This is a genomic window from Streptomyces sp. NPDC018029, assembly GCF_044327655.1.
Classification (GTDB): domain Bacteria; phylum Actinomycetota; class Actinomycetes; order Streptomycetales; family Streptomycetaceae; genus Streptomyces.
The window spans coordinates 134,354-157,467 of record NZ_JBIRFV010000017.1; the positions used below are offsets into that span (position 1 = coordinate 134,354).

Here is a 23,114-nt window from a genome sequence, read left to right on the forward strand (position 1 = left end):
GTGATCACTCCTTGATTGCTTCGATTGCTTGTTGATCAGTCGTGAACCTGTCGCGATGCCTCAACGATATATCGGAAGTAGTCGGTCGGCAACCCCCATGTCCCTCACCGTGCCGCGCGCAGCGTCAGGAGGTACCTGGCGGTCAGCGCGACGGCACGGTCCTCGTCATGCGACAGCTCTTCGAGAGCACGCGACGTCGTGGCGCCCGGGATGTCCGCGAGCGCCTGCGTCAGCCGCCGGCGTGCGGCTGGTTCCGTGGCGCCATGGGTCACGCGGTCGACGAGCCCGGTGGCGATCCGGTCCGCCAGCGCCGGATCGCTCGCCAGCACGCTCAGCGCGTCGGCCGCGTCGACGTCGCTCACCCCGCTGACGTCACCCACCCCAGCGACGCCGCTCCCGCCTCCGCCGTCGCTTTCCGCCCCGCCGACGTGCACCTCACCCCCGACGTACACCTCGCCGCCGATCAGATCGATGAGCGTCGGAATCGCGTCGGCCTCCCCGCGCGCCCCGAGCGCCAGAGCCGCGCACCCGCGGACCACCGGGTCGGGGTGGGCGAGGGCATCCCGCAGCAGTGCGATGGCTGCCTCGCCGTCCCCCAGCGCGGCGACGGCCTGGACGGCGCGCTTGCGCACCGCGGCGACCGGCGAGTCCAACCCCTCCGCCAACAGCGCCAACGCACCACTGCCCCCTGCATCACCACCACCCTCTCCCTCACCACCGCCCTCTCCCTCACCACCGCCCGCACCACTGCCCCCTCCCCCTCCCCCGCCCGATTGCGCCAAAGCCCACCGAAGCGCCCCGGCGACATTCGGGTCCGCCTCGTTCAGCACCGCCTCGACCAGCGCTTCCACCGGCACCGGGGCCTCCTCGACCGACGACAGGGCCGCCCGCTGACGCGCCCCCGCGCTCTTCGACCCCAGCCCCTGGAGCAGAGCGACGACCTGGAGGACGTCCTCCCAGCCCGCGGGCTCCGCGGCACCGATCCGCCGGAGGCGCGTGAGCAGCTCCATCTCACGAGCGATGCGTTCCCGCGTCTGACGGACGAGGTCGTCGACGAGCTCCGCGGGCGTGAAGCCGGGATCGTCGAGCGCGCGCCCGACCTCACGCAAGGACAGCCCCAGCGACCGGAGGCTCTCGATATGGAAGATCCGCCGGATGTCGTCCTCGGAGTACTCCCGGTAGCCGCCGCCGGTGCGCCCCGTCGGCCGCACCAGACCGAGCGAGTCGTAGTGCCTGAGCATGCGGGCGCTCACCCCGGACCGTCGTGCCACATCACCGATCAACACGGACTAAGACTCCTCCTGACCACCCGCGCCGAGGACCACGACGCGCTTGGCCTCCTCGATCGCGAACTCCAATCCGGCCTCCGGGTCGCGCAGCAACCGCTCCGTGGCGATCGCGTGCCGACGTACGCGCGGGTCGGCATCCGTCGCCGCGGCGCGCAGGACCGGCACGATCACCTCGCCGAGCGCGATCAGCGCCCGGCTGAGGCTCAACTGCGTCTCACGCCCGCCGCGCCCGAGCTGCGTCGCCAATACGCCGGCCAGCTCCGCCTCTTCCCCCTCGGGTACGAGCACGACCGCCGCCCGCCAGGCGCTCCGCGCCACCTCGTCGTCGGCGTCGGCCAGCAGGGCCCGGGTGATCGCCGGCCACGCCTGCCGGTCCGCGATCTTGGACAGCGTGTGCAGCGCCTGACTTCGCGCCTGCGCGCCCTCTGTACGCAGCTCATCGACGAGCCGAGGGACCGTTACTCCTGCCGGCTGGCGGGTGAGCGCCCACGTGAGCATTTCCCGCACGTAGAACTCGGGCTCGATCGCGCACCGCTCGACGAGCCGGTCGACGAACCGGGGGTCCGGAGCCGTGCCGACCGCCAGCGCCGCCTGCAGCCGCACCGACGGGTTGCCGTTCTCCAGTCCCCGGACAGCTCGTGCCGTGTCCGTGTCACCCTTCGGCTTCGTGCCCTCTTCCGACATGGTCATGGGGACCACCTCCTCAGCAGAAGTGAAGGCCTTGTCACCGTGTCAAGGTCAAACGAACCCAGCTGGGGTGGGCTGCCAGGGCTGGCCCACACCCCACCCCCCCTAAGGCCAATCACTCCTCAAAACCAGGCCAGCCACCCCGGATTGGCCTTACCGGCGACACTCCGCTGCCCTCTACCGTGATGCCCATGGCTACTTCCGACACCGCATCCCGCGCCCACTCCCACACCCCCCACCGCATCCGCGTGGTCGATGCCTTCACCGACCGCCCCTTCGCCGGCAACCCGGCCGGCGTCCTGCTCCTCGACGCCTTCCCCGACGACACCTGGCTGCAGCACGTGGCCAGGGAGGTCAACCACGCCGAGACCGCCTTCGCCCACCCGCTGCCCGCGGGCGGCGACGCCGACTGGGCGCTCCGCTGGTTCACACCCGCCACCGAAGTCGACCTCTGCGGCCATGCCACTTTGGCCACGGCCCACGTCCTGCACACCACAGGTGTGGCCTCCGGCACCGTCCGCTTCGCCACCCGCAGCGGCGTCCTCACCTCGACCGCGCACGAGGACGGCTCGCTCACCCTCGACTTCCCGACCGCCCCGCTCACCGCGACCGAGCTTCCCGACGGCATCACCGAGGCGCTGGGCGCCGAGCCGCTCGCCGCGTACGACACGGGCCGGAACGTCGGCGACCTGCTGGTCGAGCTCGCCGACGAGAAGACGGTCAGGTCGCTCACCCCCGACCACAAGGCCCTCGTCCGCCACTCCGAGCGCGGCATCATCGCCACCGCCCGGGCCGCGGACCCCTCCGGCGGCTACGACTTCGTCTCCCGCGGCTTCTTCCCGCGCGTCGGCATCGACGAGGACCCGGTGACGGGCAGCGCCCACACCGCCCTCGCCCCCTTCTGGTCCGAGCGGCTCGGCCGCACCGAACTGACCGGGCTTCAGGCCTCGGCCCGCAGCGGCCTGGTCCGTACCCGGCTCCGCGGCGAGCGCACCCTCCTGACCGGCCACGCGGTCACGGTCATCGAGGGCGACCTCTTCGCCTGACGCCGCCCCTACGCCGACACCAGGTGCTGCCTACGAAGGCGTGGGCAGCCACCCCACCTTCCCCGCCAGCAGCGCGTAGCCGACGAACGCGCCGATGTCGAGCAGCGAGTGGGCCACGACCAGCGGCCCGACCCGGCCCCACCTGCGGTAGAGCAGCACGAAGACCACCCCCATCGCGAGGTTCCCGAGGAAGCCGCCGATGCCCTGGTACAGGTGGTACGAGCCCCGCAGCACCGAACTGCCCATCAGCGCGGCCATCGGCGTCCACCCCAATTGGCCGAGCCTGCGCAGCAGGTAGCCGACGATGATGACTTCCTCGAGGACCGCGTTCTGCACCGCGGACAGGACGAGGACGGGGTACTTCCACCACACGTCCGGCAACGCCTCGGGGACGACGGTGAGGTTGAAGCCGAGCCCGCGGGCCGCGAGGTAGAAGGCGATCCCGGTGCTGCCGATCACCGCGGCGATCGCGGCGCCGCGCCCCAGGTCCGGCCAGGGCCTCGTCCGGTCGAAACCGATCGTCCGCAGCGCCGCCTTCTCCCGCAGCAGGAAGTGCGCGACCAGCGCGACCGGCACCAACGCGGTCGTGATGCCGAACAGTTGCCACGCGAGATCGAGCCACGGCCGGCCAGGCGCCGCCGACGCGTTCATCGTGGCCGCCTGGTCCTTCAGGCCGCCCGGTCTGGTGACCGAGCCCACGAAGCTGATCAGCGCGGACACACCGCTGGCCCCGAGCGAGACGGCCAGGACGAGCAGCGTCTCGTCCCGCAGGATCCGCCGCGAAGGTCCGTCCGCCGGAATAGAACCGGCCATCGGCCCCGGCTCCGCTTGCACTTCCGCCTCCAGTTGAGTAATCCCGCCTCATCCCCATCTTCGTCCCGCTAGGGTCTCGAAAGAAGTTACGAAGACCGTGCGCGACAGGCCGAGGGGGACGGACGCCGGTTGTGGGCGTACAGCCCCCTCTTTCCTTGCCACATCGTTCAAGGAGGGGCACCACCGCCATGGGACGTCACAGCTTGCCCGATGAGCGCGGGACGGCAGCGGCCGACCCCCGGCCGCGTGCGCGCGGCCGCGCGGTCGCCATCGCCACGGCGCTCGTCCTCGTGGTCGCGGGCGGCGCGGCGGCGGCGGTCCGCGGCGGACTGCTCTCCTTCGGCGGCGCCTGCGGCGACGACGCGGTACGCCTCGATGTCGTCGCCGCACCCGATGTGACCCCCGCCCTGCGCGAGGCCGCCGACCTCGCCCGCGAGAAGGAGATCACCTCGGACGGGCACTGCATCGACGTGCGGGTCACCGCACGCGACTCGTACCAGGTCGCGGCCGAACTCCGCGCGGGCAAGGGCGATCCGGAGTACGACGTGTGGGTGCCCGACTCCGACGTGTGGGTGCAGCGCGTCGGCCTGGGTGCCAAACAGACCAAGATCGCGCCCGCGGGCAACATAGCCTCCTCCCCCGTCGCCATCGGCATGATCCCGTCCGCCGCCGCATCGCTGGGCTGGCCCGAGAAGACGTACGACTGGCCGCGGTTGACGGCGGCCGCCATGAAGGGCGACAAGCTGCGCCTCGGCGCCGCCGACCCCGCACGCAGCGCGACCGGCCTGCTCGCCCTCGCCAAGCTGGGCGCCTCCGCGAAGAAGCACGGCGGCGAGGAAGGCGACACCCGGGCCGCCGCCATGGCGAAAGCCCTGTCGACCCGCACGACCGACAGCGACGGCCAACTGCTGGACACCTTGGCCCGCGACGACTCGGGAGCCGAGCAGGGAAACCCGCGCCGCAACCAGGCGCTGATCCTCTCCGAGCAGGCCGCGTACGCGCACAACGCCTCGGCGGGCGAGGAGAACAGCCTCGACCTGTTCTACCCAGAGGACGGTTCGCCCCGGCTCGACTACCCGTACACGCTTGTCGAGGACGACCGCATGTCCACCGACACGAGCCGTGCCGCCCTGCGCTTCATGACGATGTTCAGTGACGACGACGGTCGCCGGACCCTGACCGAGCACGGCTTCCGGACCGACCCCGGCCGGCCGTCGGACAAGCTGGTCGCCGCCGCCGGCGGCCGCACCCCGCAGCCCTACGCGGACGAGGCCACGGATCCGCCCTCGGACAAACAGCTCCAGGAGACCCTGGGCATGTGGACGATCACGGTGCAGAGCGCCCGCCTGAGCACGGTCGTCGACGCCTCGGAGTCCATGCGGCAGCTCGTCCCCGGCCGCGGCCAGTCCCGCATGGAGGTCACCAAGGCCGCGCTCCTGCGGGCCCTCGCGGGCTTCACCGACGAGGACGAGATCGGCCTGTGGGAGTTCGCCACCCGCCTCGACGGCAGCCGTGACTACCGCGCACTGCAGCCGACCCGGCGCCTGGGCGAGCGCGAGGGCAGCGTCACCCACCGCGACAAGCTGTCCGCGGCCTTTTCCGCCCTGCAGCCCGTGCCGGGCGGTGCCACCGGTCTGTACGACACGACGCTCGCCGCCTACAAGGAAGCCCGGTCGACGTACGCGCGCGACAAGTTCAACGCCCTCGTGATCCTGACGGACGGCGCCAACCAGGACCCGGGCAGCATCTCGCGCAGCTCCCTCATCGCCCGCCTCGAGGAACTCGCCGATCCCGGGCGGCCGGTGCCGATCATCGCCATCGCCGTCGGCCCGGACGCGGACAAGGACGAGGTCCAGCAGATCGCCGCGGCGACCGGCGGCTCCGGCCACCAGGTGGACGACCCGACGCAGATCCACGCGGTCATCCTCAAGGCGATCATGGAGGCGGGCAGCAACCGGGGCTGACACCCCGTGCCCCTGCCGGTCCGGCGGCCCGGTCAGCTCAGCGGTACCGCCGGTTCCCTCAGCCCCACGGGCCACGTGTGCACCGGCTCACCCTCATGCATCAGCCGGCAGTACCGCTTGGTGGTCGCGGCCAGCGCCTCCTCTCTGGCCAGCCCGCTCTCCAGGGCCTTGTGATACGTCGTCGCCTGCCACGACGCGCCGTTGACCCGCCGCCGGCACCGCTCCTCGATCACCCCGAGGTACAGATCCCGGTCGGCGGCCTCCACGCCCCACGCGTCGAGCCCCGCGGCCGCGAGCGGCAGCAACTCCTCGCGTACGAGCCGGACGGCCGCCACCTCGACGAGTCCGCCGAGCCTGCCGCGCCGCGGCCACTGCAGCGTGGCGTCGATGCCGTGGCGGCACGCGACGTCGAAGTTGTGGGCCGCGGCCTCGAAGGGCAGCCGGGACCACACGGGCCGCGCCTCCTCGGCGAGCGCCCGCACGAGCCCGTAGTAGAAGGCGGCGTTGGCGATGACGTCGGTGATGGTGGGGCCCGCGGGCAGCACCCGGTTCTCCACCCGCAGGTGCGGGACGCCGTCGGCGATGCCGTACACCGGGCGGTTCCAGCGGTACACGGTGCCGTTGTGCAGGACGAGTTCGCCGAGGCGCGGCACACCGCCCGCGTCGAGGACGCCCAGCGGGTCCTCCTCCTCCATCAGAGGCAGCAGCGCGGGGAAGTACCGCAGGTTCTCCTCGAAGAGCTCCAGCGGCCCGGTGATCCACCGCTCACCGAACCAGGTGCGCGGCCGCACGCCCTGGACCTGCAGCTCGGGCGACCGTGTGTCGGTGGACTGCAGGAACAGCGGCGGCCGGGACTCGCGCCACAGTTCACGGCCGAACAGGAACGGCGCGTTGGCGCCGACGGCGACCTGGGCCGCGGCGATCGCCTGCGCCGCGTTCCACACATCGGCGAACCGGCCGGGCGTGACCTGTAGGTGCAACTGCACGGAGGTGCACGCCGCTTCGGGCGCGATCGACGCGGAGGTACAGGTCAGCCGCTCCACACCCTGGATGTCGAGGGTGAAGTGCTCACCGCGCGCCGCCACGATCTGATCGTTCAGGAGGGCGTAGCGGTCGACGTCCGAGAGGTTTGCCGATACCAGGTCGGCGCGGTCCAGCGTCGGCAGAATACCGATCATGACAATGCCGGCGTCGAGCTCGTTCGCTTTCCTGTGGGCGTAGTTGAGGCCGGTGCGCAGCTCTTCGGCGAGCCGGTCGAGAACGCGTCCGCCGAGCCGGTGCGGGGCAATGTTCACTTCCAGATTGAACATTCCGAGTTCCGTCTGGAAATCCCGGCTCGCGATGCGCTCAAGAACCTGCGCATTCAACATCCTCGGCAGCCCGTCGGGCCCGGCGAGATTCAGTTCGATCTCCATGCCCATCAGATTCTTGGGCCGATCGAATCGCTGTTCCTCCAACAAACGCTCCAGCCCCGCCAGGCACTCTCGGAGCTTGCCTCGGAAGTCGTTCCGGTCGGCCAGGTCGAACGTGCCCGCCACGACCTTCTCCCCCATCGAAGCGTCCCTCCTCGATCGGGCAGCCATGGGTCCGGCCGCTGTGTACGAGGGATGATGCCCAGGCAATGTGATCGATAACGCCCCGGGCGGGGCCACCGGCCGGTACGCTCGGCACAGCAGGGGTCCGGCACATTCACCAGGCATGCGGCACGGTGAAGATTCCCTTCCGATGCGCCTGGTCAAAAGCACCGGCAGAAATCGGCCGACCGCGTTTTCGGAGAAATCCGAGGTCATGCGGGTCGATCCCCCTGCGAAATCGGGAGAAAGGCCTCACAAGGACGGCTCATTAAGGCCTTGCCCGCAATATACGGAGCGCCTAGATGAAACACTGCTCGAACACGTCTCGTATAAACTGCGCAATCTAGGCAGAGAGTTGGCGCTCGCGGCACCGGCCCCCGCCCCTCTGGCCCAGAGCTGACAGCGCCGTCACGCACCTGCCCCCGCTCCACTGTGCCTGTCGAATGAGAGAGGCGACCCACCATGCCGCTGCATGTCCCCCCGGCTCCAGCGCCCGCCCTGCGCAGCGTCCTCGCGGCACTCGGTTCCCCCACAGCCGTACGCGAGGCCCGCACGCCGTCCCTGCGTACCGCACAGGGACCGGCGAGCCCCGAACTCCCTCTGCCCGTCCACGTGTTGGACCGCATCACGCCCGAGGGCACCTCGCCCACCCGGCTCGCCGGCTGGCGCTTCCTCATCCGCTGCGGCGAGCGCGCCGTCGCCGCGGCCGACACGATGCTGACTCCGGACGGCTGGGCGTTCTCGCACTTCTTCGAAGGGCCGTACATCGCCTCCACCGAACGGGCCCTGCGGCACGCCGAGGCCATGCCGATGCCCTGCCAGCCGCGGCTGCTCTCCGTGCCCGAGCTCTATATGCTCACGCTCTGGCTGCACCGGGACTGCACGGACGACGGCGCCGAGGGCCCCCTCGCCGCCACCGACCTGCTGGTGCCGCTGGCGCCCGCCCCGCCCGGCATCGCGGCCCACCGCCCGCACCGCGTCGCCGAGCTGCTGCCGATGCTCAACCACCGTCTGACACCGGCACCGCTGCTGAGCTCACCCGCCTGACAGCACCTCTTCCGCTTCCTGTGCCCCGCCGCCCCCGGCCGCGGGGCACAGCGCTGCCCACCCAGGTGGACTAGCCCGGTCAGGCCACCCCGAACCACCCGAAGAGACGGGGAAGTTGGACTGAACCGTCCGGCCGGGTGATACGTCATTAAGCAGTAGGAGCCGCTGCGGCAAAATCCCTGCGGATTGACGCCCGGAGGGCAACACTGGGATCGGACCGACTACAAACGGGGGGCGGTTATGAACACCGCATCGAGCCACAGGACCGACGTCACAGCCATCTCATCGCAGCGAAAGAACCCTTCCATGTGCCAGCACCAACCCGCGTGCCCGACAGCCGACTCAGCCGACCGGGAAGCCGCGCTCCTCATGGCGAGCCACCCGGAGCAGGGCTGGAGCCTGCTGTGCAACGGCGTCCTGCTCTTCGAGGACACCGGTGAGCTGCTGCCGGACGGCCAGATCATTGCCCCGCACCGACCGCTGGGCACCGACCAGGTCATGACAGCCGCCTGAGCACCGACGGCACATCCGCGCGACCGCACCACACCGCAAGTCCGCAGCAGCGCACCACCGCACCACCGAACAGAAGCGGGGCCGGCCCGGAGAGAACTCTCCGAACCGGCCCCACCGCATGCCCGCCCCACTGGGGCGCGTATATCAGTCCTCGTACGCATCCAGCGGCGGGCAGGAGCAGACCAGGTTCCGGTCGCCGTACGCCTGGTCGATACGGCGCACCGGCGGCCAGTACTTGTCCGCGGCGACGACGCCGGCCGGGAAGACGGCCTCCTCGCGGCTGTAGCCGTGCTCCCAGTCACCGCTCAGCGCGGCGGCGGTGTGCGGGGCGTTCCGCAGCGGGTTGTCGTCGGCGGTCCACTCGCCCGAGCCGACCTTCTCGATCTCCCGGCGGATGGCGATCATCGCCTCGCAGAACCGGTCGATCTCGGCCAGGTCCTCGCTCTCGGTCGGCTCGATCATCAGGGTTCCCGCGACCGGGAACGACATGGTGGGCGCGTGGAAGCCGTAGTCGATGAGCCGCTTCGCGATGTCGTCGACGCTGACCCCGGTCGCCTTGCTGAGCGGCCGCAGGTCCACGATGCACTCGTGCGCGACCAGGCCGGCCGGACCGGTGTAGAGCACCGGGTAGTGCGGCTCGAGGCGCTTGGCGATGTAGTTGGCGGAGAGCACCGCGACCTGGGTGGCGCGCTTGAGGCCCTCGCCGCCCATGAGGCGCACGTACGACCAGGAGATCGGCAGGATTCCGGCGGAGCCCCACGGCGCCGCGGAGATCGGACCGACGCCGGTCTCGGGGCCGGCCGCGGGCTGCAGCGGGTGGTTGGGCAGGTACGGCGCGAGGTGCTCGCGCACCCCGACCGGACCCACGCCGGGACCGCCGCCGCCGTGCGGGATGCAGAAGGTCTTGTGCAGGTTCAGGTGCGAGACGTCGCCGCCGAAGTGGCCCGGCTTGGCGAGCCCCACCAGGGCGTTGAGGTTGGCCCCGTCGACGTACACCTGACCGCCGGCCTCGTGCACCTCCGCGCAGATGTCGGTTACGTGCTCCTCGAAGACGCCGTGCGTCGAGGGGTACGTGATCATCAGTACGGCCAGCTCGTCGCGGTGCTTCTCGATCTTGGCGCGCAGGTCCGCTATGTCGACCTCGCCGTCGTCGGCGGTCTTCACGACGACGACCTTCATGCCGGCCATGACGGCGCTCGCGGCGTTCGTGCCGTGGGCGGAGGACGGGATGAGGCAGACGGTGCGCTGCTCGTCGCCGTTGGCCCGGTGGTAGCCGCGGACCGCGAGCAGTCCGGCGAGCTCGCCCTGCGAACCGGCGTTGGGCTGCAGGGAGACCTTGTCGTACCCGGTCACCTCGGCGAGCCGCTCCTCCAGCTCACGGATGAGCGTGAGGTAGCCCTGGGCCTGCTGGGCGGGCGCGAAGGGGTGCAGCTGGCCGAACTCGGGCCAGGTGACGGGCTCCATCTCGGTGGTCGCGTTGAGCTTCATGGTGCAGGAGCCCAGCGGGATCATGCCGCGGTCGAGCGCGTAGTCGCGGTCGGCGAGCTTGCGCAGGTAGCGCAGCATCGACGTCTCGGAGCGGTACTGGTGGAAGACCGGGTGAGTCAGGTAGTCGTCGCCGCGCAGCAGGCCCTCGGGCAGCGTGTCCGCGACGGCGGCGTCGAGCGCCTCGACGTCGGCGTCGACGCCGAAGGCGCCCCACACCGCGCTGAGCTGCCGGCGCGTGGTCGTCTCGTCGCAGGACAGGGAGACGTGGTCGGCGTCGACGAGGTGGATGTTGACGCCGGCCTCGCGGGCGGCGGCCACCAGCTGCTCGGCCTTGCCGGGCGCCCGCACCGTGAGCGTGTCGAAGTAGGCGCCGTGGACGACTTCGTAGCCGCCCCTGGTGAGGCCGGCGGCGAGCAGCGTCGCGTAGCGGTGGGTGCGCCGCGCGATCGCCTTCAGGCCGTCGGGCCCGTGGTACACGGCGTACATTCCGGCCATGACGGCGAGCAGCACCTGAGCGGTACAGATGTTGCTGGTGGCCTTCTCGCGGCGGATGTGCTGCTCACGGGTCTGCAGCGCGAGGCGGTAGGCCTTGTTGCCGTCGGCGTCGACGGAGACGCCGACGAGCCGCCCGGGCAGGCTGCGCGCGAACTTCTCGCGGACCGCCATGTAACCGGCGTGCGGCCCGCCGAAGCCCATCGGCACACCGAAGCGCTGCGTCGTGCCGACGGCAATGTCGGCGCCGAGCTCGCCGGGCGAGGTGAGCAGCGTCAGGGCGAGCAGGTCGGCGGCGACGGTGACGACGGCGCCGAGCTCGTGCGCCTGGTCGATGAGCGGCTTGATGTCGCGGACGGCACCCGAGGCGCCCGGGTACTGGACGAGTACGCCGACGACGCCGCGCTCGGCGACCTCGGCGGGCAGGCCGTCGCTCAGGTCGGTGACGACGACCTCGACACCGGTGGGCTCGGCGCGGGTCTGGATGACGGCGATGGTCTGCGGCAGGGCGTCGGCGTCGACGACGAACACGCCGTCCTTGACCTTGCCCATGCGACGCGAGAGGGCCATGGCCTCGGCGGCGGCGGTGCCCTCGTCGAGCAGCGAGGCTCCGGAGGTGGGCAGGCCGGTCAGCTCGGCGACCATGGTCTGGAAGTTGAGCAGCGCCTCGAGGCGGCCCTGGGAGATCTCGGGCTGGTACGGCGTGTAGGCCGTGTACCAGGCCGGGTTCTCCATCACGTTCCGCAGGATGACCGGCGGCGTGAAGGTGCCGTAGTACCCGAGTCCGATCATGGAGTCGAGGACCTGGTTCCGGTCGGCGAGGGAGCGCAGCTCGGCCAGCACCTCGGCCTCGGAGCGCGCGCCGGGCAGCTTCAGCGCTTCGGCGTTCTTGATCACATCCGGCACCGCGGCGGCCGTCAGCTCGTCGAGCGAGCCGTACCCGACCTGGGCGAGCATCTTCGCCCGCGCTTCCGCATCGGGCCCTATGTGCCGCTGCTCGAAGGGGATGCCCTGCTCAAGCTCCGAGAGCGGGGTGCGATGGGTGGCAGTCATTGCGGAGGCCTCCTGGTCTGCACGACCTGCGAGGGGTACCACGGCGCGGGTACCCGGACGGCCTCCCCCTCTGTCATCTCAACCTGAGAGCTTCACAGACCGGTCCGTTTCGACAGATCTGCTTTCACCGTCGGTGAGGAAGGGTTCCGAACGTGCCCGCCCGACGCCCGCCCTGCTTTCCAGAGTGACCTCGTCCGTGCGGTACGGGTGCCTGAGAGATTCCGGGGAGGATTTGCTCCTTCGGCGCCTCCGGGATCACGTCCCGGAGAGCTCTCCCGCACGGGGTCAGCAGCCAAGCGCCAGCCTACCAGCGAGGACCCCGGCCGTTCCCTCGAGTGGCCACCTGCCCCGAAGTGCTCTTTCGTAGTGACTACGAATGATTAAAGATGAGTTACGCCCGTTTTCGACGAGCCGCGACCAGCTGGAGGGCCCGTGCAGACCGATATCGATCCGCGCAACCTGATCGGCCGCAAGGCGTTCGACCGGAACGGGACCAAGATCGGCACGATCGACGAGGTCTACCTCGACGACGCCACGGGCGCCCCGGAGTGGGCCGCCATACGCACCGGCCTGTTCAGCCGCGACGCCTTCGTCCCGCTGGAGCCGAGCGAGCTGGCCGAGGACGGCACCCTGCACATTCCCTTCGACCGCGCCCTGATCAAGGACGCCCCGGACTTCGGGGTGGGCCGCCACCTCTCCCCCGAGCAGGAGCTCCAGCTCTACCACCACTACGGCCTCGACACGACGCCACCGGGCGCCCCACCGCCCCCGCCCGACCAGGACTTCGGCCGCATCGCCGGCACAGAGGCCCCCTGACCCACTGGCCCGCGGCCCGACCCGGCACCCGGCCTCACCCCGGGCCCTCCACCGCCACCCGAGCTGCCCCCGACGCTCCTTCGAGCCCCGCTTCAGCCACCCTCTCGCCCCGCTGCACCGCTCTGACCAGCGGCAGCGGCTCCGCGGGCGCCAGGTCCGGGTCGTCCGTCCGGAACGTCCGCACCCGCCCCGGTGGCGAGTCCGGCGTCTCGAAGCGCACCGTCACCCGGCCGAGACCGCTCCCCTGCACCCAGCCGTGCCCGTACTCGGCATGCCGCACGTCGTGTCCGGCCGCCCACCGCCGCTCGGCAGGCACCACCGGCTCCTCGGCCCGCTCCCGCTCCGGATCGCCCGCGGCCACCTCCGCGGCCGCTGTCCCGCCGGCTTCCTCCGCCGCCGCCCCTTCGGCACCGGCCAGGGCCGCCTCGGCCGCCTGGGCCTGCGCGAAGAGATCCTCCTGCGTGTAGTCCGCGAGCCCCGTGACGCCCACGCCGAGCAGCCGCACCCCTCCCGTGGTGTCCACGGACTCAAGGAGCCGCGCGGCGGCCTCCCGGACCACTCCCGGGTCGTCCGTGGGCCCGCGCAGCGTCTCGGACCGCGTCAGCGTCGAGAAGTCGAACCGCCGCACCTTGAGCACGATGGTCCGCCCCGAGTGCCCGGCCGCCCGCAGCCGCTGCACACACCGCTCCGCGAGCCGCCCGACCTCCGTCCTGACCCGCACCCGGTCGTGGATGTCCACGTCGTACGTGTCCTCGACGCTGACCGATTTCGTGTCCCGCTCGGCCACCACGGGCCGCTCGTCGTGCGCGAGCGCCATCGCGTACAGCGAGCCGCCGTGGGCCTTCCCCAGCAGTCGTACGAGCTCGTCCTCACCGGCCTCCGCGAGCTCCTCGACCGTCGTGATCCCGGCCCGCCGCAAATGGTCGCCCGTAGCAGGCCCCACCCCGGGCAACGTCCGCACGGACATCGGCCCCAGCAGGGCGCGCTCCGTCCCCGGGGTGATCAGCACGAGACCGTTCGGCTTGGCCTCTTCCGAGGCGATCTTCGCCAGCATCTTGGAGACGGCGAGCCCCACCGACCCGGCGAGCCCCGTCACCGCCCTGATGTCCGCCCGCAGCCGCTCCCCCACGGCCCGGGCCGATTCCGCGTCGTCGGCGACGCCGCCGGCCTCCAGGTCCACGAAGGCCTCGTCCAGGCTGAGCGGCTCCACCAGCGGCGACAGCTCCCGCAGGAGGCCCATCACCTGCTCGCTGATCTCGCGGTACAGCCCGAAGCGCGGCACGAGATACGCGGCGTTCGGCGCCAGTCTGCGCGCCTGCCCCATGGGCATCGCCGAGTGCACTCCGAACCGCCGCGCTTCATAGGAAGCGGTCGCCACGACACCCCGCGGCCCGAGCCCGCCCACGATCACGGCTTTGCCCCGCAGGCTGGGCTTCGCGGCCTGCTCCGCGGACGCGTAGAAGGCATCCATGTCCAGATGCAGGATCGTCGGGGCGCTTCTCACATCTCCGATGCTGCCTTACGCCACTGACAACGCGGCCTCAGACCGCCTTGTTGCGCCGTCTGGCCAGCTCGTCGGCCGGATTGTGCCCGATGAGCGTCTCCCCGGTGTCGATGCGCTCGCCGTGCAGCTGGGACAGCGCGGCCTCGACGTCCCGCCAGACGACCCCCACGGCGATCCCGAAGACCCCCTGCCCGCCCTGGAGCAGCTCGTGGACCTCGCTGGAGGACGTGCACTCATAGACCGTGGCGCCGTCGCTCATCAGCGTCATCCGCTCCAGGTCGCGGAACCCGCGCTCCCGCAGATGCTGCACCGTCGTGCGGATGTTCTGCAGTGAGACCCCGGTGTCGAGGAACCGCTTCACGATCTTCAGGACGACGACGTCGCGGAAGCTGTAGAGCCGCTGCGTACCCGAACCGCCCGCGGCCCGCACGCTGGGCTCGACCAGGCCCGTACGGGCCCAGTAGTCGAGTTGCCGGTAGGTGATGCCCGCGGCCGCGCACGCGGTGGGACCGCGGTAGCCGACCTGTTCGGAATGCTCGGACGTCGTGTCCCCGCTCCCCTGGACCGCCATCGGTCGATTCGGAGAGTGACCGGCCGCGCCGCCGTGGAGCGGGTACGGACCGCCCATCGCCGTACCGTCGCCGCTGCTTCTCACGCCGACCTCCCTCCTTGACCTGCCTTCTCGACGGTAGGCAGTCGCCAGGGGCTCGTCAACGATCGCCACACTCGGCACGCCGAGTGATAATCACCCTGAGAGTGGTTTCCCGTGCCTCGTCGCGGGGAAAGGCTAGCCGAATGGTCCGACGCGGGCCGCCGGAAGCGGCTCACTGGCTGTTGGTGCCGAAGTCCTCGGGCGAGATCTGGTCGAGGAACTCGCGGAACTTCTCCACCTCGTCCTCCTGCTCGTCCGGGATGGCGATGCCGGCGTCGTCCAGGACGCCGTCGCTTCCGAAGATGGGCGTCCCGGTGCGCAGGGCAAGCGCTATGGCGTCGGACGGACGCGCGCTCACCTCGACACCGCTGGCGAAGACCAGCTCCGCGTAGAAGACCCCTTCCCGCAGGTCCGTGATGCGCACTTCGGAGAGCTCCTGGCCCACCGCTTCCAGCACGTCCTTGAACAGGTCGTGGGTCAGCGGCCGTGCGGGTGCCATGCCCTGCTGCGCGAAGGCGATGGCGGTCGCCTCACCTGGTCCGATCCAGATGGGGAGGTACCGGTCGCCTCCCACTTCACGCAGGAGCACGATCGGCTGGTTGGAGGGCATTTCGACCCGGACACCTACGACGTCGAGCTCGTTCACACAGCAACCCTAGGACGTGGCTGGCAGGTTTGGGTAGTCGGGCACCCGTCGAGTACCGGACGGGACCGGGCGAGTCAGGGCAATCTGATGCCCAGCGCCGTCTGCACGAGCGCCGAATGCAGCCGCCCCGTCAGGCTCGCCAGCTCTTTGGCACGCGCCTCGGCATGGGCCCTGGTCTGCGGATTACGATGCCGCCGCAGCGGAGCGACCACCTGGTCGACGAGCCCGGCCTCGCGGTCCGCGGCGGCCTTCATGGCCCGCAGGTGCCGCGGCTCGATTCCGAACCGGCCGAGTTCGACCACGAGTGAGGCGACCGTGACGGCCTCCGCGTCGTACCCGCCGTCCGGCAACGGTGCGACGAGGCCGTACGCCTCCCACTCGGCGAGCTGTACCTCGTCGATCTCGGCGGCGGCCAGCAGCTCGGCACGGCCCACACGGGCCGCCGTCGGCCCCTCGGCCTCGCCGAGGCCCTGGGCGTCGCCGGACTCCCCCTGACGCCCCAGGGACGGCATCGGGGGCCTCTCACCGCGCTCCAGCGCGTCGAGGTGCTCACGGATGACCCTGAGCGGCAGATAGTGGTCCCGCTGCATCCGCAGGACGTGACCGAGCCGCTCGACGTCCTCCGGGCTGAACTTCCGGTATCCGGAAGGGGTGCGCTGGGGCTCGATGAGCCCCTCGGACTCCAGAAACCGGATCTTGGAGATCGTGACCTCGGGAAATTCGGCACGCAGTTCGTTCAGCACGGTGCCGATGCTCATCAGCCGGCGGTCCGCGGCGGCGGTGCCGTTCCCGGCACCGCCCCTCGGTGTTTGAAGCATGGACCTTCCCTGGGGATCCCCCCGGACGGCGTCTGGGGGAGGGTCAGATGCCGACGGCCCGCTGGCTCGCGTAGAAGACCAGTCGGTACTTGCCGATCTGCACCTCGTCGCCGTTCGACAGCGAGACCGAGTCGATCCGCTCCCGATTGACGTACGTGCCGTTGAGGCTGCCCACGTCGGCGACGGTGAAGGAACCGTCCCCGAGGCGACGGAACTCCACGTGGCGACGCGACACCGTCACGTCGTCCAGGAAGATGTCGCTCTGCGGGTGACGCCCCGCCGTGGTCAGCTCGCCGTCGAGCAGGAAACGACTGCCCGAGTTCGGACCGCGGCGCACCACGAGGAGCGCCGAGCCGAGCGGCAGAGCGTCGACGGCCGCCTGCGCCTCCGGAGAGAGCGCGGGAGACGGGTTCGTGCCCGTCGCCTCGGCGTCGTAGGCCTCAAGGCCCGAGATGGAGATCGTCGAGGTCGTCTCCGACGCGCGCTCCGGTGCGGCACCGGCCCGCAGCGGCGCACCGCAGTTGGAGCAGAACCGGCTCGCCTCGGCGTTTCGGTTACCGCACCTCGTACACACCAGCGCCATGGACGGGTCCTCCTGCCGTGGCTGCCCCGCAGGGGCATTCGATGCGTACGGGTCGGAGGTGTACCCTCCACCCGCACTTGAGGTTGAAGGTTCTCCGAAACCTATGCGTCCGGGACCGGCAGGGTCAACAGACGACGCGCCCTGTCCGCCCGAAATGTCACCGCCTGGACCAGCGACCTGATCGCGGAACATCGGGCGCCCCGCGCCCTGCTCCTCGGCATCTCCATGGCGCGGAGCACGGTGCCGGGCAGTGGCCGGATTGCCACTGTCCTGACGTGCGCTCTTGCCGAACAACTTCGCAAACAACTTCACGGGCGATTCCCCTTGACCGAAACAGACCCGCCCGTGGGGCAGGACGAACCCTGATTGCACACACCGGCATTCATCGGTGAGCCAGACATCCTCACAACGTCCGTGGCCACCAAACAGTTTCCACCACGCACCACGCTTCCGGTGCGCCGACCCCCCGCAACCTCATGCCCCCGCCCGACGACCCTCATGCGTCCGCCCCTCACTGGGAGGACGACCGAGCGTAGTCAGGCTGCTTCGCAGGTCGCAAGGCGTCCACGACGATCTTCTCCGAGCGTTCCACGGTGACCGTGGCCTGCTCCTTCTCCAGAGTCTGCACCACGCCTCCCGGGATGTTCAGCGCAGGTTCGAGATCCTGCGGCTTGCCGATCACCTTGAAGAGGTACGGTTCGCCGACCTTGCGGCCGTCCACCCGTACTCCCCCGCCGCCGGCGTCCGACAGATAGGTGTTCGCCACGACGCGTACGTCATTGATCTGGATCGCCTCGGCGCCCGCGGCGCGCAGCTCCTGAATGGCGTCGAGCAGCATGTCCGCCTCGATCGCCCCTTTCCTGTCCTCGATGGTCAGCGTGATGCCGGGCCCCTGGGCCGCCACCGTGCCTGCCAGGATGCCGAGTTGCCGCTCCCGCTCGACCGTCTGCTTGCGCGCCTCCTCGGCCTGGTCCGAACTGTTCTCCAGTCCGGTCCGCTGTTCCTCGAGGCGGCGCTTCTCTTCTTCCAGACGCTCGGTACGGTCATCCAGTTCATCGAGGATGCGTACGAGATCTTCTTGCCTCGCGCCGCGCAGCGCGCTGCTGTCGTTGTTGGACCGCACCTGGATGGCCAGGCCGAGGCCGAGCACGAACAGCAGCAGGGCGACGATGAGTTGGGGCCTGGTCACCCGCGGCGGCCACAGGCCCTTCACCAGCCGCTGACGGCCGGTGAGCTGCGGCTTCCCTACGGGCTCGGCGGGCGCGGGCGTCTCGGGCGCGCTGGGGACCTCGGCGGGGAGTTCCTTGCGCCGGTTGTACTCGGGCCTCTCGTCGGCACTCATCGGCGTCACGCCCTGAAGACGTGCCGGCGGATCGCCGCGGCGTTGGAGAAGATCCGGATGCCGAGGACCACGACGACGCCGGTGGACAACTGGGCGCCGACGCCGAGCTTGTCGCCCAGGAACACGATGAGCGCGGCCACCACCACGTTCGACAGGAACGACACCACGAACACCTTGTCGTCGAAGATGCCGTCGAGCATCGCCCGCAGCCCTCCGAACACGGCGTCGAGAGCCGCGACCACGGCGATCGGAAGGTACGGCTCGACCACCGCCGGTACTTCGGGCCGAACCAACAATCCGGCCACGACTCCCACGACGAGGCCCAGTACGGCGATCACGATGTGCCCTTTCCTGCCTTCGGCTCTGCTGTACGTACGGTCACGCTCGGCGCAGCCGGCAGCCGAAGCTCGTCCGACACGGAGATGCTGGTCCGGATGCCGAAGTTCTCCTGCAGAGCATGCAGGTACTGACCGTCACGGCTGTTCTGGAAACGGGTGCTCAAGCGTTTCCCGTCACCTACCGCGAGCACCGTATACGGCGGCACCAGCGGTCTGTTGTCGACCAGTATCGCGTCACCCGCGGCTCTGATCGCCGACAGTGCGGTGAGCCGCTGGTCGTTGATCGAGATCGCCTCGGCGCCCGACTGCCACAGGCCGTTGACGACACGCTGCATGTCGCGGTCGCGCACCCGTCCGGTGTCGGAGAATCCGGAGCTCTCGCGCGGCCCGCCGCCGCCCTGGTCGGCCTGCTTCTTGTCGTCCACGACGAGCTTGACGCCGGGCCCCTGGGCTTCCGTGGCTCCGGAGAGGAGTCCCAGCAACTCGCCCTGGCTGCCGCCGTGCTGCTTCAGCGCGGCCCGCTGCCGCTCGCCGACGTCGTCGCGGAGTTCGTCCACGTCGTCCTCGAGCCGGTCGGCTCCCGCCGTCGCCTCTTCGACGCGGTCGATGAGCTCTTCGCGCTCCTTGGCCAGCACGGGCGCCTCTATCCGCGCCTGCGCGGCCCCCACGGTGACGACCAGCGCGGCGAGCACGAGCCCGGCCGCGAGCCCGAGTTTGGCCCGCAGCGGGCGAGGGACACCGCTGTTCCCTCTGGCCTGCTTGCGGGCGGCCGCCTCGGCGTATCCCTCGTCCAGGCTGTGGTCCATGACGGTGGTGAGCAGCGACATGGACGCGTCCGGGCGCCGGGGGCGTGAGGGGGTGCTCCGAACGGGGGGCTGCTGCGGCATGCAGCACATCGTCGCACGTCGGGGGCGCTACCTCCGAATGGCCCCACCGACGCGCCGGGCAGCACCCGTTGTGGGTGCTGCCCGGCGCTCGGAAAGGTCAGCGACCCGCGCTGTCCACCACCGCGGACCACTCGTCGAGCAGCGCCTGGGCGGACGCGTCATCGGGCCCTTCGGCCCACAGATGGGTGACGGCCTCGGCCGGGTCGGGCAGCACGAGCACCCACCGTCCGTCGGTCTCCACGACCCGCACACCGTCAGTGGTGTCCACGGACCGCTCGCCGGCCTCCTCCACCACGCGCCTCATCACGAGTCCCTTGACCGCCCACGGCGTCGCGAGGTCGCGCCGCAGTACATGGGCGCGCGGGATACGCGCGTCGATCTGGCTCAGGGTGAGCTGCGTACGCGCCACGAGCCCGATGAGCCGCACGAACGCGGCAGTGCCGTCGAAGACGCCGCTGAACTCGGGGACGATGAACCCGCCCCGCCCGTCACCGCCGAAGATGGTCGAGTCGGCCCGGCCCACCCTCGTCAGGTCGTCGGGCGACGTGGTCGTCCAGTCCACCTGCGTCCCGTGGTACGCGGCGACCTGCTCGGCGATGCGCGTCGTCGTCACCGGCAGCGCCACCCGCCCGCTGCGCCGCTCGGCGGCCACCAGGTCGAGCATCACCAGCAGGGCCCGGTCGTCCTCGACGATCCGGCCCTTCTCGTCGACGAGCGAAAGCCGCTCGCCGACCGGGTCGAACCGCACCCCGAAGGCGGCCCTGGCGGACGCCACGATCTCCCCGAGCCGGACGAGCCCGGCCCTGCGGGACTCGGCGGTCTCCGTGGGTCGCGACTCGTCGAGGCCCGGGTTGATGGTCAGCGCGTCCACCCCGAGCTTGCCGAGGAGGCTCGGCAGCACCAGCCCGGCACTGCCGTTGGACGCGTCGACGACGACCTTGAGTCCGGACTCGGCGACGCCTGTGGTGTCCACGTTCCGCAGCAGCGACCCCGTGTAGGAGTCGAAGACGCTGGACGGGAAGTGCAGGTCGCCGATCTCCCCGGGGAAGGCCCGGCGGTACTCCTGGCGCGCGTAGACCCGGTCCAGCTTCCGCTGGCTGCCCTGCGAGAGGTCCCCGCCCTGTTCGTCGAAGAACATGATGTCGACGGAGTCCGGCACCCCGGGCGTGGTACGGATCATGATGCCGCCGGCGCTGCCTCTGGCCGTCTGCTGCCGCGCGACGGGCAGTGGCACGTTCTCGAGATCTCGTACGTCGATAGCGCTGGCCTGCAACGCCGAGATCACCGCCCGCTTGAGCGCCCGCGCACCTCGTGAGTGGTCACGCGCGGTGGTGACGGTGGACCCCTTCTTCAGGGTCGTCGCGTAGGCACCGGCCAGGCGCACGGCGAGCTCGGGTGTGATCTCGACGTTCAGGATTCCGGAGACGCCACGCGCCCCGAAGAGGTGCGCTTGTCCGCGGGACTCCCAGATGACCGAGGTGTTGACGAAGGCGCCGGCCTCGATGGTCTTGAAGGGATAGACCCTGACGTTGCCCTGGATGATCGATTCTTCGCCGACGAGGCACTCGTCGCCGATGACAGCGCCGTCCTCGATGCGGGCGGCGCGCATGATGTCGGTGTTCTTTCCGACGACGCAGCCCCGCAAGTTGCTGTGCTGCCCGATGTAGACGTTGTCGTGCACGACGGCCTTGTGCAGGAAGGCGCCGCTCTTCACCACGACGTTGGAGCCCACGACGGTGTGCTCGCGGATTTCGACGTCCGCTTCGATCTTGGCGTAGTCCCCGACGTACAACGGTCCGCGCAGGACGGCGTCGGGATGCACCTCCGCACCTTCCGCCACCCAGACCCCGGGAGAGATCTCGAAGCCGTCCAGCTCGACGTCCACCTTGCCTTCGAGGACGTCGGCCTGCGCCTTGACGTAGCTCTCGTGCGTGCCGACGTCCTCCCAGTAGCCCTCGGCGATGTAGCCGTAGACGGGCTTGCCTTCCTTCATGAGCTGCGGGAAGACATCACCGGACCAGTCGACCGGCACATCGGCCTCGACGTAGTCGAAGACCTCGGGCTCCATGACGTAGATGCCCGTGTTCACCGTGTCGGAGAAGACCTGCCCCCAGGTCGGCTTCTCGAGGAAGCGCTCGACCTTTCCTTCTTCGTCGACGATGGTGATGCCGAATTCCAGCGGATTGGGTACGCGTGTCAGGCAGACGGTGACGAGCGCGCCCTTTTCCTTGTGGAAGGCGATCAGGTCGGTGAGGTCAAAATCGGTCAGAGCGTCACCGGAGATCACGAGGAAGGCGTCGTCCTTCAGCGCTTCCTCGGCGTTCTTCACGCTGCCTGCTGTACCGAGCGGTTTCTCTTCGTTGGCATAGGTGAGCTCCATCCCAAGCTCTTCGCCGTCGCCGAAGTAGTTCTTGACGAGAGACGCCAGGAACTGCACTGTCACTACGGTCTCGGTGAGCCCATGCCTCTTCAGCAGCCGAAGCACATGCTCCATGATCGGCCGGTTGGCCACGGGAAGGAGCGGCTTGGGCATGCTCGAGGTCATGGGGCGAAGGCGTGTGCCCTCACCGCCGGCCATCACGACGGCCTTCATGTCGGAAGCGTCCTCCTCAATAGACGACGATTTAGCCGACCAGCTCACCTGAATGGACCCACACATGTCGGATGCGGGCCCATGGAGCGTCTACAGCCACCGAATCAGTGAGCTCAATCGGCTGGGTTGTCCGCCTTGACAAGTCGGCGGACCTGAACCACATATAGGATCCCTGCCCACCAATACAGCGTTGTACCCCATCCGGCGAACGCCCATCCGAAAATAGCAGCGGGTGTGGCGATCCAGCCACTTGCGTCGCTCAGGAGCAGTAGGGGAAAGGCGTACATCAGGTTGAAGGTGGCGGCCTTGCCCAGGAAGTTCACCTGGGGCGGCGGATAGCCGTGGCGCCTGAGGATCCCGACCATGACCAGCAGGACCAGCTCGCGGAGCAGCAGCGCCGCGGTCAGCCAGAGCGGAAGAATCTCCCGCCAGGTCAGGCCGAGCAGCGTCGAGAGGATGTAGAGCCGATCGGCTGCGGGGTCGAGCAGTCGGCCGAGCTTGCTGATCTGGTTCCAACGGCGTGCGAGCTTGCCGTCGAGGTAGTCGCTGACGCCGCTGAGCGCCAGGACCAGCAGCGCCCAGTGGTCGCTGTTGGGCCCGCCGAACTCGGGCCGGAGGATCAGCCACAGGAAGAGAGGTACGCCGGCGAGGCGCGCCATGCTGAGGATGTTCGGGATGGTGAGGACCCGGTCCGTCTGGACGCGAGTCTCCTGGACCTCCACCCGGGGGCCTCCTGTGGGAAAGAGCCAATGATGCCCCCTGACCTTACCCTCAGTCGCGGCGGGTCGGTGCGGAGGGGTGGCCGGACGCTCAAGGCATCCGGAAAACAAAAAAAGCCGTGGCCCCTGGAATTCAATCCAGGGGCCACGGCTATAAAAGGAGTTCGGCGGCGTCCTACTCTCCCACAGGGTCCCCCCTGCAGTACCATCGGCGCTATGAGGCTTAGCTTCCGGGTTCGGAATGTAACCG

Annotated in this window: 20 protein-coding genes, 1 rRNA gene and 1 riboswitch; of the genes, 5 read left to right on the forward strand and 16 right to left on the reverse strand. The window is 70.0% G+C overall.

Going from position 1 to position 23,114, the window contains the following annotated elements:
• Positions 1-104: 104 nt before the first annotated feature.
• A complete protein-coding gene (locus ACH4D5_RS37140) occupies positions 105-1,286 on the reverse strand; it encodes a MerR family transcriptional regulator (RefSeq protein WP_398312086.1) in 1,182 nt (393 codons plus the stop codon).
• A gap of 3 nt (positions 1,287-1,289) precedes the next feature.
• Complete coding sequence (locus ACH4D5_RS37145; protein ID WP_398312089.1) at positions 1,290-1,979, reverse strand: HEAT repeat domain-containing protein; 690 nt, start codon at positions 1,977-1,979, stop codon at positions 1,290-1,292.
• Between the two features lie 188 nt (positions 1,980-2,167).
• On the opposite strand from ACH4D5_RS37145, the gene ACH4D5_RS37150 reads away from it, so the two are divergent.
• Positions 2,168-3,022, forward strand: coding sequence for a PhzF family phenazine biosynthesis protein (locus tag ACH4D5_RS37150; protein ID WP_398312092.1), 855 nt, complete (start codon positions 2,168-2,170; stop codon positions 3,020-3,022).
• 30 nt (positions 3,023-3,052) lie between these two features.
• Here the strand turns inward: ACH4D5_RS37150 and ACH4D5_RS37155 are convergent, their stop codons facing one another.
• Complete coding sequence (locus ACH4D5_RS37155) at positions 3,053-3,856, reverse strand: CPBP family intramembrane glutamic endopeptidase (RefSeq protein WP_398312095.1); 804 nt, start codon at positions 3,854-3,856, stop codon at positions 3,053-3,055.
• A 167-nt stretch (positions 3,857-4,023) separates the two neighbouring features.
• Here ACH4D5_RS37155 and ACH4D5_RS37160 point away from each other — a divergent pair, with 167 nt between their 5' ends.
• Entirely contained in the window at positions 4,024-5,799 is a 1,776-nt protein-coding gene (locus tag ACH4D5_RS37160) for a substrate-binding and VWA domain-containing protein (RefSeq protein WP_398312098.1), read from the forward strand.
• 32 nt (positions 5,800-5,831) lie between these two features.
• Here the strand turns inward: ACH4D5_RS37160 and ACH4D5_RS37165 are convergent, their stop codons facing one another.
• A complete protein-coding gene (locus ACH4D5_RS37165) occupies positions 5,832-7,352 on the reverse strand; it encodes a glutamate--cysteine ligase (RefSeq protein WP_398312101.1) in 1,521 nt (506 codons plus the stop codon).
• Between the two features lie 483 nt (positions 7,353-7,835).
• Between ACH4D5_RS37165 and ACH4D5_RS37170 the strand changes: the two genes are divergently transcribed.
• Both ACH4D5_RS37170 and ACH4D5_RS37175 read left to right on the forward strand, forming a co-directional pair.
• Positions 7,836-8,420, forward strand: coding sequence for a hypothetical protein (locus tag ACH4D5_RS37170; protein WP_362995216.1), 585 nt, complete (start codon positions 7,836-7,838; stop codon positions 8,418-8,420).
• Between the two features lie 306 nt (positions 8,421-8,726).
• Positions 8,727-8,933: a DUF5999 family protein gene (locus ACH4D5_RS37175; RefSeq protein ID WP_362995214.1), complete on the forward strand. Its 207-nt coding sequence runs from the start codon at positions 8,727-8,729 to the stop codon at positions 8,931-8,933.
• A 144-nt stretch (positions 8,934-9,077) separates the two neighbouring features.
• Here ACH4D5_RS37175 and gcvP read toward each other — a convergent pair whose 3' ends face one another.
• Positions 9,078-11,966, reverse strand: coding sequence for an aminomethyl-transferring glycine dehydrogenase (gcvP, locus tag ACH4D5_RS37180; protein WP_398312106.1), 2,889 nt, complete (start codon positions 11,964-11,966; stop codon positions 9,078-9,080).
• Between the two features lie 189 nt (positions 11,967-12,155).
• A riboswitch (glycine riboswitch) is annotated at positions 12,156-12,254 on the reverse strand.
• A gap of 144 nt (positions 12,255-12,398) precedes the next feature.
• Here gcvP and ACH4D5_RS37185 point away from each other — a divergent pair.
• A complete protein-coding gene (locus ACH4D5_RS37185; RefSeq protein WP_398312109.1) occupies positions 12,399-12,782 on the forward strand; it encodes a PRC-barrel domain-containing protein in 384 nt (127 codons plus the stop codon).
• A 34-nt stretch (positions 12,783-12,816) separates the two neighbouring features.
• Here ACH4D5_RS37185 and ACH4D5_RS37190 read toward each other — a convergent pair whose 3' ends face one another.
• From ACH4D5_RS37190 to rrf, 11 genes are all read right to left on the reverse strand, one after another.
• Complete coding sequence (locus ACH4D5_RS37190; protein ID WP_398312112.1) at positions 12,817-14,286, reverse strand: DNA polymerase IV; 1,470 nt, start codon at positions 14,284-14,286, stop codon at positions 12,817-12,819.
• Positions 14,287-14,323: 37 nt separating this feature from the next.
• Entirely contained in the window at positions 14,324-14,941 is a 618-nt protein-coding gene (locus ACH4D5_RS37195) for a MerR family transcriptional regulator (protein ID WP_398312115.1), read from the reverse strand.
• Between the two features lie 169 nt (positions 14,942-15,110).
• On the reverse strand, positions 15,111-15,584 hold the full coding sequence (locus ACH4D5_RS37200) for a bifunctional nuclease family protein (protein WP_063795355.1): 474 nt from the start codon (positions 15,582-15,584) through the stop codon (positions 15,111-15,113).
• Between the two features lie 74 nt (positions 15,585-15,658).
• Entirely contained in the window at positions 15,659-16,402 is a 744-nt protein-coding gene (locus ACH4D5_RS37205) for a MerR family transcriptional regulator (protein WP_398312118.1), read from the reverse strand.
• A 43-nt stretch (positions 16,403-16,445) separates the two neighbouring features.
• Positions 16,446-17,414 (reverse strand): FHA domain-containing protein, encoded by a 969-nt coding sequence (locus ACH4D5_RS37210; protein WP_398312136.1) that lies wholly within the window; start codon positions 17,412-17,414, stop codon positions 16,446-16,448.
• Between the two features lie 82 nt (positions 17,415-17,496).
• The gene (locus ACH4D5_RS37215; RefSeq protein WP_398312121.1) at positions 17,497-18,327 is read right to left on the reverse strand and encodes a DUF881 domain-containing protein; all 831 of its coding nucleotides are present in this window, start codon (positions 18,325-18,327) and stop codon (positions 17,497-17,499) included.
• A 5-nt stretch (positions 18,328-18,332) separates the two neighbouring features.
• Positions 18,333-18,665, reverse strand: coding sequence for a small basic family protein (locus ACH4D5_RS37220; RefSeq protein ID WP_003988855.1), 333 nt, complete (start codon positions 18,663-18,665; stop codon positions 18,333-18,335).
• A complete protein-coding gene (locus ACH4D5_RS37225) occupies positions 18,662-19,561 on the reverse strand; it encodes a DUF881 domain-containing protein (RefSeq protein ID WP_398312124.1) in 900 nt (299 codons plus the stop codon). The genes ACH4D5_RS37220 and ACH4D5_RS37225 overlap by 4 nt, the downstream gene beginning before the upstream one ends.
• Before the next feature lie 88 nt (positions 19,562-19,649).
• Positions 19,650-22,145, reverse strand: coding sequence for a mannose-1-phosphate guanyltransferase (locus ACH4D5_RS37230; RefSeq protein WP_362995197.1), 2,496 nt, complete (start codon positions 22,143-22,145; stop codon positions 19,650-19,652).
• Between the two features lie 113 nt (positions 22,146-22,258).
• Positions 22,259-22,867 carry a CDP-alcohol phosphatidyltransferase family protein gene (locus ACH4D5_RS37235; RefSeq protein WP_398312127.1) on the reverse strand — a complete coding sequence of 203 codons (609 nt, stop codon included), beginning with the start codon at positions 22,865-22,867 and terminating at the stop codon, positions 22,259-22,261.
• A 159-nt stretch (positions 22,868-23,026) separates the two neighbouring features.
• A 5S ribosomal RNA gene (rrf, locus tag ACH4D5_RS37240) occupies positions 23,027-23,114 on the reverse strand; the annotation flags it as partial.

What these genes read in the sequence shown, in the direction of transcription:
- ACH4D5_RS37225 (WP_398312124.1), bottom strand. Translation starts at nt 19,561, where the DNA reads ATGTGCTGCATGCCGCAGCAGCCCCCCGTTCGGAGCACCCCCTCACGC.
- ACH4D5_RS37160 (WP_398312098.1), top strand. Translation starts at nt 4,024, where the DNA reads ATGGGACGTCACAGCTTGCCCGATGAGCGCGGGACGGCAGCGGCCGAC.
- gcvP (WP_398312106.1), bottom strand. Translation starts at nt 11,966, where the DNA reads ATGACTGCCACCCATCGCACCCCGCTCTCGGAGCTTGAGCAGGGCATC.
- ACH4D5_RS37215 (WP_398312121.1), bottom strand. Translation starts at nt 18,327, where the DNA reads ATGAGTGCCGACGAGAGGCCCGAGTACAACCGGCGCAAGGAACTCCCC.
- ACH4D5_RS37175 (WP_362995214.1), top strand. Translation starts at nt 8,727, where the DNA reads ATGTGCCAGCACCAACCCGCGTGCCCGACAGCCGACTCAGCCGACCGG.
- ACH4D5_RS37170 (WP_362995216.1), top strand. Translation starts at nt 7,836, where the DNA reads ATGCCGCTGCATGTCCCCCCGGCTCCAGCGCCCGCCCTGCGCAGCGTC.
- ACH4D5_RS37230 (WP_362995197.1), bottom strand. Translation starts at nt 22,145, where the DNA reads ATGAAGGCCGTCGTGATGGCCGGCGGTGAGGGCACACGCCTTCGCCCC.
- ACH4D5_RS37145 (WP_398312089.1), bottom strand. Translation starts at nt 1,979, where the DNA reads ATGACCATGTCGGAAGAGGGCACGAAGCCGAAGGGTGACACGGACACG.
- ACH4D5_RS37150 (WP_398312092.1), top strand. Translation starts at nt 2,168, where the DNA reads ATGGCTACTTCCGACACCGCATCCCGCGCCCACTCCCACACCCCCCAC.
- ACH4D5_RS37165 (WP_398312101.1), bottom strand. Translation starts at nt 7,352, where the DNA reads ATGGGGGAGAAGGTCGTGGCGGGCACGTTCGACCTGGCCGACCGGAAC.
- ACH4D5_RS37205 (WP_398312118.1), bottom strand. Translation starts at nt 16,402, where the DNA reads ATGCTTCAAACACCGAGGGGCGGTGCCGGGAACGGCACCGCCGCCGCG.